General features: G+C 61.2%; 9 protein-coding genes and 1 pseudogene. 2 read left to right on the top strand and 8 right to left on the bottom strand.

The genetic code is table 11. The features are described from left to right. Positions 1 to 268: SDR family oxidoreductase (locus VIG90_RS12415; RefSeq protein WP_331593450.1), on the top strand; the 268-nt coding region annotated here is incomplete at its 5' end. Between the two features lie 112 nt (positions 269 to 380). After that, positions 381 to 1,280 (top strand): SMP-30/gluconolactonase/LRE family protein, encoded by a 900-nt coding sequence (locus VIG90_RS12410; RefSeq protein ID WP_331593836.1) that lies wholly within the window; start codon positions 381 to 383, stop codon positions 1,278 to 1,280. 165 nt (positions 1,281 to 1,445) lie between these two features. Here the strand turns inward: VIG90_RS12410 and VIG90_RS12405 are convergent. From VIG90_RS12405 to VIG90_RS12370, 8 genes and pseudogenes are all read right to left on the bottom strand, one after another. Further along, positions 1,446 to 2,620, bottom strand: a pseudogene (locus tag VIG90_RS12405) (IS3 family transposase). 68 nt (positions 2,621 to 2,688) lie between these two features. Further along, a complete protein-coding gene (locus VIG90_RS12400) occupies positions 2,689 to 2,961 on the bottom strand; it encodes an SDR family NAD(P)-dependent oxidoreductase (protein ID WP_331593835.1) in 273 nt (90 codons plus the stop codon). Positions 2,962 to 3,141: 180 nt separating this feature from the next. Beyond that, positions 3,142 to 3,393 carry an SDR family NAD(P)-dependent oxidoreductase gene (locus tag VIG90_RS12395; RefSeq protein ID WP_331593834.1) on the bottom strand — a complete coding sequence of 84 codons (252 nt, stop codon included), beginning with the start codon at positions 3,391 to 3,393 and terminating at the stop codon, positions 3,142 to 3,144. A 19-nt stretch (positions 3,394 to 3,412) separates the two neighbouring features. After that, positions 3,413 to 4,375 (bottom strand): aldo/keto reductase, encoded by a 963-nt coding sequence (locus tag VIG90_RS12390; RefSeq protein WP_331593833.1) that lies wholly within the window; start codon positions 4,373 to 4,375, stop codon positions 3,413 to 3,415. 54 nt (positions 4,376 to 4,429) lie between these two features. After that, a complete protein-coding gene (locus VIG90_RS12385) occupies positions 4,430 to 4,765 on the bottom strand; it encodes a hypothetical protein (protein WP_331593832.1) in 336 nt (111 codons plus the stop codon). Positions 4,766 to 4,816: 51 nt separating this feature from the next. After that, positions 4,817 to 5,596, bottom strand: a complete 780-nt coding sequence (locus VIG90_RS12380; RefSeq protein WP_331593831.1) for a sugar phosphate isomerase/epimerase family protein — start codon at positions 5,594 to 5,596, stop codon at positions 4,817 to 4,819. A gap of 45 nt (positions 5,597 to 5,641) precedes the next feature. Continuing rightward, positions 5,642 to 6,427, bottom strand: coding sequence for an SDR family NAD(P)-dependent oxidoreductase (locus VIG90_RS12375; RefSeq protein ID WP_331593830.1), 786 nt, complete (start codon positions 6,425 to 6,427; stop codon positions 5,642 to 5,644). A 44-nt stretch (positions 6,428 to 6,471) separates the two neighbouring features. After that, positions 6,472 to 6,867 (bottom strand): VOC family protein, encoded by a 396-nt coding sequence (locus tag VIG90_RS12370; RefSeq protein ID WP_331593829.1) that lies wholly within the window; start codon positions 6,865 to 6,867, stop codon positions 6,472 to 6,474. Positions 6,868 to 6,883 lie beyond the last annotated feature (16 nt).

The following is a 6,883-nucleotide window of genomic DNA, read 5'->3' as shown; positions in this document are numbered from 1 at the left end:
CGGACCAAAGCGCATCCGCGTGAACTCCGTGCATCCGGGGCTGACCATTACCCCCCTGCTGCGCGAGGCGTTCGAAGATTATGCGGACAAGGGCCTGTGGGCCTCTCCGGAGGCAGCCGAGGATGCAATCGTGGCCATGGCGCCCCTTGGGATCAAGAGCTACCCGGAAGACACGGCACATGCCTTTGTCTACCTGGCCTCTGATGAATCGCGTTTCGTCACCGGCGCATCGCTGTATCACGATGGGGGCATCGGTCAGCGCTTCTGATGATCTGAGCCTCACGTCCGGCATCAGCCGCGGGACAGTGGACCTGGGTGCAGCCGCGTCACAGCCAAGTGTTCGGCTGCACTCGCAGACCACAACTCCGAAGGATTAAACAATGATTGTTCTGCCACAGCCCGAGGTCGTCATTAAGGGCCTGACACTGCCAGAGTGTCCGCGCTGGCATGATGGCGCCCTTTATTTTTCGGATATTGCTGCCGGACGTGTTTACCGTCTGAAATCCGATGATGACACAGAGTTGCTGTATGAAAGCCCGGACGATTTCATCGGCGGGCTCGGCTTTTTGGACAACGGCGATCTCATTGCTGTGTCATCAAAGCAGCGCAAGTTACTTCGTATCGGCCGGAACGGTACAGAGGTGCATGCTGACCTGAGTGCGCTCTGCAACTTCGTACTCAATGACATGGTCGTTGTGGCGGACCACGCCTTTGTCAGCCAGCCCGGATTTGACATCTGGTCAGAACCGGCGCCGGGCATGCCCTCCCCCACGGACGTAATCCATGCGCCTGTTGCCGGGGCTGCAACCGTCGCAGCCTCCGAGATGATGTCACCGAATGGCATGGCGGTCAGTCCGGATGGCCGCACGCTCTACGTGGCTGAATGCACGGCAATGCGCATTACCTGCTTCACCATCAATCCGGAGACCGGGGCCCTGTCAGACCGGCGAGTATTCGGTGCATTGCCCGACGGTGGCATTCCGGATGGGATTTGTCTTGATCACACAGGCGCCGTCTGGGCGGCTGTTCCTGTTGCCGTCGATGGCACCTCGTTTGGTGCCGGACCGGGCGTCGTCCGCATGGCCGAAGGCGATAAGGTCACTCACGTTGTTCCGGTCGGCAAGGGACGCCGTGCATTGGCCTGTGCTTTCGGCGGCACCGACCGCACCACGCTCTATATCTGCACTGTTCCTGACTTCGATGGCGCCGCTGCCCATACAGCGGGTCAGGGCCGGGTTGAACGTGTGTCACTGAATTTCAAAGGCGCGGGCATACCATGACTGAGACTGGCCAGATATAAGCTCACATGCGCGTCATCGGCTCAGTCCTAACGGCCATGGGGGCAGAAGTTACCGGAGCAGGCCAGTGCTGACGACACCGATGAGCGCCGCCGGTAGAAGGGACAAATGGGTGGCGACCAACTCGGTTGGGCAACCGCTGCAAGATCAGTGGGCTGACCGGGCCCGAAAAACGGCGCGATCACCAGTAGCCCGGAGGCCATGGCGCGGGGCGACAGGGTGAGGGCCGGCAGCAACCGGAGGTGACCGCCGGACATCTCCCTGTCGCTTGGCTGCAAATTCAGCCGGTGCCTGGCACCCTAAGCCACTGTGTGGGCGTTGCTGATTATAATGATGATGCCATTTGCCCATGAGGCGTCGCGCCTCTGGCAGGCTGACGAACCAGTTCTCATTCAAGCATTCGTCACGGAACTTGCCATTGAAGCTCTCAACATAGCAATTCTGCATCGGCTTGCCGGGCTGGATGAACTGCAGCCGGACGCCGGTTCTGAGCGACCATAAGAACATGGCCTTGCTGGTAAATTCCGTGCCGTTGTCCATGACGATTTCATCAGGTAAGCCATGCAGGATGGCCAGATGATCAAGGAAGCGAACCACCCGTTCCCCGGAAATCGACAGGTCGACCAACTGACCGGGGCTCTCCCGGATATGATCATGAGAACCCGGAAGCGACGCCCTGAGCACAAGCTGTCGAAGAGAAAGTCCGTCGACCAGCGCTGGTTGCGGCGCTGCGGCATGCTCAGCGGCAACCGCTCCCGACTAGACCAGCGCTTGCGCTTTTTAACAGGCCCTCTTCGCGGTATAGGCAGTAGGTCTTCTTGTAGTTGAGCATAAAACCCTCCCGGCGCAACAGAGGATTAAGGCGCAGGTTGCCGTAGCGGCGATGCTGCCCGGCCGATGCTTTAAGCCGTTCTCGCAGTGCCTCGTCGTTCGGTTTGCAAGGGCGATACCGCGCTACAGACCGGTGCATGCTCCCACCTTGCAGTCACGCCGCTGACTGACGCCCTTCTCGGAGATCAGCCAGGCCGCAATTGCCCGCAAGGAAGCGGGCGTTAGAAGTTTTTTGCCAGAACTTCCTTGAGCAGGGAGTTATCGAGAAGGTTATCCGCCAACAGCTTCTTCAGCCGGGCATTCTCATCCTCCAATGCCTTCAGCCGCTTGGCCTCGGACACCTCCATTCCGCCATACTTCGACTTCCAGCGGTAGAACGTCTGCTCTGAAATGCCATGCTTGCGCCACACCGCAACGGCCGGCTGCGCACCCGCCTCGGAGTCCTTCAGGATGCCGATGATCTGTTCTTCGGAAAATCGTCTGCGTTTCATCTGAGCTCCCCTTCTCGACAGTTTACGGGAAACTCACCTTCCCTGTGGATCAAAGTCTTGGGGGAGGATCAATAGCTTGGAACCCCGCCGCCGAAGCCCAGCGCGGCGTCGCCATATTGCGCAGTGAGTGCCTCGGTAATGATCAGGCCGAGCTGGATATGGAAGCTGGCAATCCCTCGGTCGCGATATTCCATATGTACGAACTCGGCCAGTTTGGAAAAAGCTGCCTCGCCTGCCGCATAAAGAAATCCCCAGCGCCCCTGCTCCAGCTTCAACTCGCATAGCATGTTGCCGGCTCCGCTGGTGATAAAGACAATGCGGCCGCCACCCTGCTGCAGCACCGGCGCCAGTACACGCTAGGTAATGTGAAGGTGACTGATCATCAGCCCCAGCATCACCTCTTCGTCCTTGGCCGCACCGATCTGTTCTATGGGGCCATGAGGCTCGGCGTTTGGGCGAGCGCGTTGTTGAACAGGCCGTCGATACGGCCCCATTTTGCCAGCACCGCATCTACAGCAGCATCAATGGAGGTCCGGTCCAATATGTGTCCATCGGATGCCGACCGCCTCGCCGCCCAGTGCCTCAATCTCATGCACGGTGGTGTCGAGACTGCGGGGCACGGTCACCGCCTGCGCTCCGGAATTCAGCCTGCCGTCGCCCTCCTTGCGGGTGCGGCCGGTGACCGCGACGGCGAACCCGCGGCGAGCAAGCTCGATGGCGGCCGCCTTACCGATGCCCCGCGTGCCGCCTGTGACCAAAGCTACTTCTGACATCTTGCCGACCTTCCTTGTCTCAGCCGACGCGCAGTTCGGACAGTTCCTCGGCCGACAGCTTTACCTCTGCGGCCTTCACGCTCTCCGCGATGCGGGCGGGGCTGGAGGCGCCGAAGATGGGGATTGTCTGCTGCGGCTGGTTGACCAGATAGGCCAGCACGATGTCGCTGACCGACACGCCGTGACGCGCCGCGACGCGCTTGGCCGCCTCGAACCGCTTCTGATTGGCCGGGTTGTCGTAGAAGCCCTGGAGGTGGTCGGGAACCTGACCCTTCTCCAGGAAGGAGAAATAGCCGCGGCTCTGCGCGCAATAGGGGATGACGGTCAGATCGCTGCCCTGCAGCGCGCCGCCATGATCCTCGAAATAGAGCTGGTAACCCTGTGCTGTCGCCGCTTCCTCGTTCGGCTTGGCCAGGCCCCAGAAGGGCTCGACCGCGACGAAGCCTATGCTGCCCTTCGACTTGGCATAGTCATTGGCTTCCTGGACACGGGCCGGGGTCCAGTTGGACGCGCCAAAATAGCGGATCTTGCCTGCCTTCTGCGCCGCGATCAGCGTGTCGACGAGGGGACCGACCGGTGCTTCGGGATTGTCGATGTGCAGCCAGTAGAGATCGATCGTGTCGATGTCCAGATGCTCCAGGCTCTCATCGAGGTCGCTGTTGATGTCGTCGGGCGTGACGCGGTTGCGATAGTCGCCGACGCGCGTGTCGTACATGCCGCCCTTGGTCGCAATGACGAAGTCGCTGCGGTTCCGGCCCTTCAGCCAGGCGCCGATCGCGCGCTCGCTGGCACCCCTGGGCGCGTCGGGGATCCAGTCGCCATAGGAGCGGGCAGTGTCGATGAAGTTGCCGCCCAGTTCCGCGAACTTGTCGAGAATGGCGTTGGAGGCGGCCTGGTCGATTGCAGTGCCGAGCATGTTGGTGCCGTAGCACAGGCGGCTGACCGACAGGTCAGTCTTAGCAAGCGTGACCTTCGAAAGCATTGCTTCGTTCTCCAACAGTGAGTTTCATGGAAAGGCGATATCGGTGATTTGACCTCAGCCGATAGTGTCAGCGAAGAGAGCCATCATGGCGTTCCAAGATGCGCGATCCGCTGCCGCATCATAGCGTGCGAAATCCGGCATCCCCATCGCTCCTGCTCCCGAGTTAGTGAAGCTGTGCACGACGCCGCCATGGAGATCGCAAACCAGCGCCGCATAGCCCGCCTCTGCCAGCCTGCGTGCGCGGTCATAGACGTTTGGTCCTGGCCCTAGTGCTTCGGGGAACAGCAGCACGCCTGCCAAACCACCGCCGACGGCGTCGTCGAGATAGAGCGTAGCCTCTAGGTCGACATCGTCTCCGCGATAGTAAAGTGTTTCGGTTCCGATCGTCACGATGCCTGCTCCTGTGATGCCGTGGCTGCGATGCAAAACCGGCGCAATAAATCACGCCATCAGGGCGCGCGTCGACTCGATGATGGTTCGCGCCCGATCCAGCGGCGTCATGCCAGGGGGTGCGCGGAACGGCGCCTCGACCGCCAGTCGGGCATGGGAGGGCACAAGCTTAACGAAGCTGGCGATATCGAACTCGCCTTGCCCCGGAGGCAGCCTTGCGACAGTTGCTTCCTGGAACAGGTCAGACGGGGTCTTGCGGGGGCCATCGGCAATCTGGACATGAAAGATGCGGTCCGGCGGCAAAGCGGCAAAATCCGCCCAGCTTCCGCCGGTGCGGATGACATGCAGCGTATCGATCGTCAGCCCGATCTCCGGCCCCACCGTGTCGGCCATTGCCAGCGCGTCTGCGGGCGTGCGCACGGTCGACAGGGTGAAGCCCTCAATCGCCATCCGGGCGCCTGCGGCCCGCGAAATCTCTGCCAGGCGGCCGAAAGATGCCTGTAGCCGGGCGGGCTCGTCGTCGAAACAAAGCGCGTTGACGGTGCCGTTCAATTCCGCCGCTAGCGCAGCGGAGCGTTCCAGCAGATCCCAGTCGGTATCCTTTTGCAGCATGAAGGGTTCGACGATACCGACAGACAGGCCGTTGTCGCGCAAGGCGGCAAGGACTTCGGCCTTTGCCGCCTTGTCAGTGGTGAGATCGCGGTACGGGCCGAGGGGGGCCGGCGTTACGAACAGGCTCACGGCATCGCAGTGCAATTCTGCGGCGATCTCGATCAGTTCGAGCGCGGTCACGTCGTAGAGCGATAAATGATCGAGGCACAGCGGCCGCATTATTACTCTCCCAAGAATTCATTGTCTTTGGAATACAAGAGCCGGTCAGCGCATTGTCAGGCCGCCATCTATGGAAATCATCTGGCCGTTAATCCATTCGCCGTCCATCGATGACAGCATGGCGACCATCGCGGCAATGTCCTCGCTCCGCCCCAAGCGGGGCGAGGGCGTCTTGCGTCGCATGTCTTCGGCCATCGTTTCGGGCAAGGTCTTCAGCACTGCGGGCGTCATGATGTAGCCGGGGAGGATTGCATTGGCGCGTATGCCCTCGCATCCCCATCGATTTGCAACATGGCGGACCAGGGCACCTATCCCCGCCTTGGCCATGGCGTAATATGGCCGCTCCATGTCGCCCATCGTCGCAGCGGCGGACGAGCTGTAGATCATCGCTCCACCCCCGCGTGCCAGCAGGCGGGGCAGTGCGTGCCGGGTCGCGCGCGCCATGCCCTTCAAATTCACGTCGATCGTTCTGTCCAGTACCGCCTCGCTCGCATCGATGGCGTTGGTGTCATCGAAGATGATGCTCTGGTCAGCAAAATTGGCGTGGAAGATGTCTATGCCGCCAAACGCCTCCTCCGCTTGTGCCACAAGGGCGGCGAAGGAAGCGTCCTTGGCTGCATCGAAAGTGGCGCCGATCGCCTGGTCGCCAGCCGCGACCGCTTGTTCGACAACCGCCGCAATGCCGTCAGCTTCGCCGGGAGGCCCGGCGACGACCACGGACGCGCCTTCAGAAGCGAGCCGCAACGCCGTGACCGCACCTATTCCGCGGCTGGCGCCAGCCACAATGGCGACCTTGCCCTTCAACCGACGGCAGATCCTGTTTTCTGACATGCTCATTCTCCCGGTTGAGGCAGACGGCGCTGCTGCGGCAGTTCTTACAGCGCCTGAAGAATTTCGACGGTATGCCCTTCAACGTCGGCGACGAAGGCAAGCTTGAGGCGATGCTCGGGAATCTCCTGCACAGGCGCGACAATGCGACCACCGGCTGCGATCATGGCGGCGGCCGTTGCTTCGACATCATCGACCATGAAGCCCACAATCGCCTCGCCCGGCACGGGTGCCGGATTATTGGGATAGCGGACCAGGTGAAGCTTCACATCCGTCGGGCCACCGCCGGGGACCGCGAGGATCACTTCCTGCAATTGTCCAGGCCCTTCGCCGAACTCGATATAAGCCGCTCGGGTCAGACCCAGCGTGCTGGTATAAAATTTCTCGACCGCGTCGAGATCTCCGACGATAATCTTGGCCAGGGCAAAACTCAGGGCTGCCATGAAATAGTCCTCCTGT

Origin of the sequence: Pedomonas sp. (assembly GCF_036515995.1) — a bacterium.
In the GTDB taxonomy this organism is placed as follows: domain Bacteria; phylum Pseudomonadota; class Alphaproteobacteria; order Sphingomonadales; family Sphingomonadaceae; genus Pedomonas.
The sequence above is the reverse complement of the archived record's forward strand: the minus strand, read 5'-3'. Positions and strand labels throughout refer to the sequence as shown.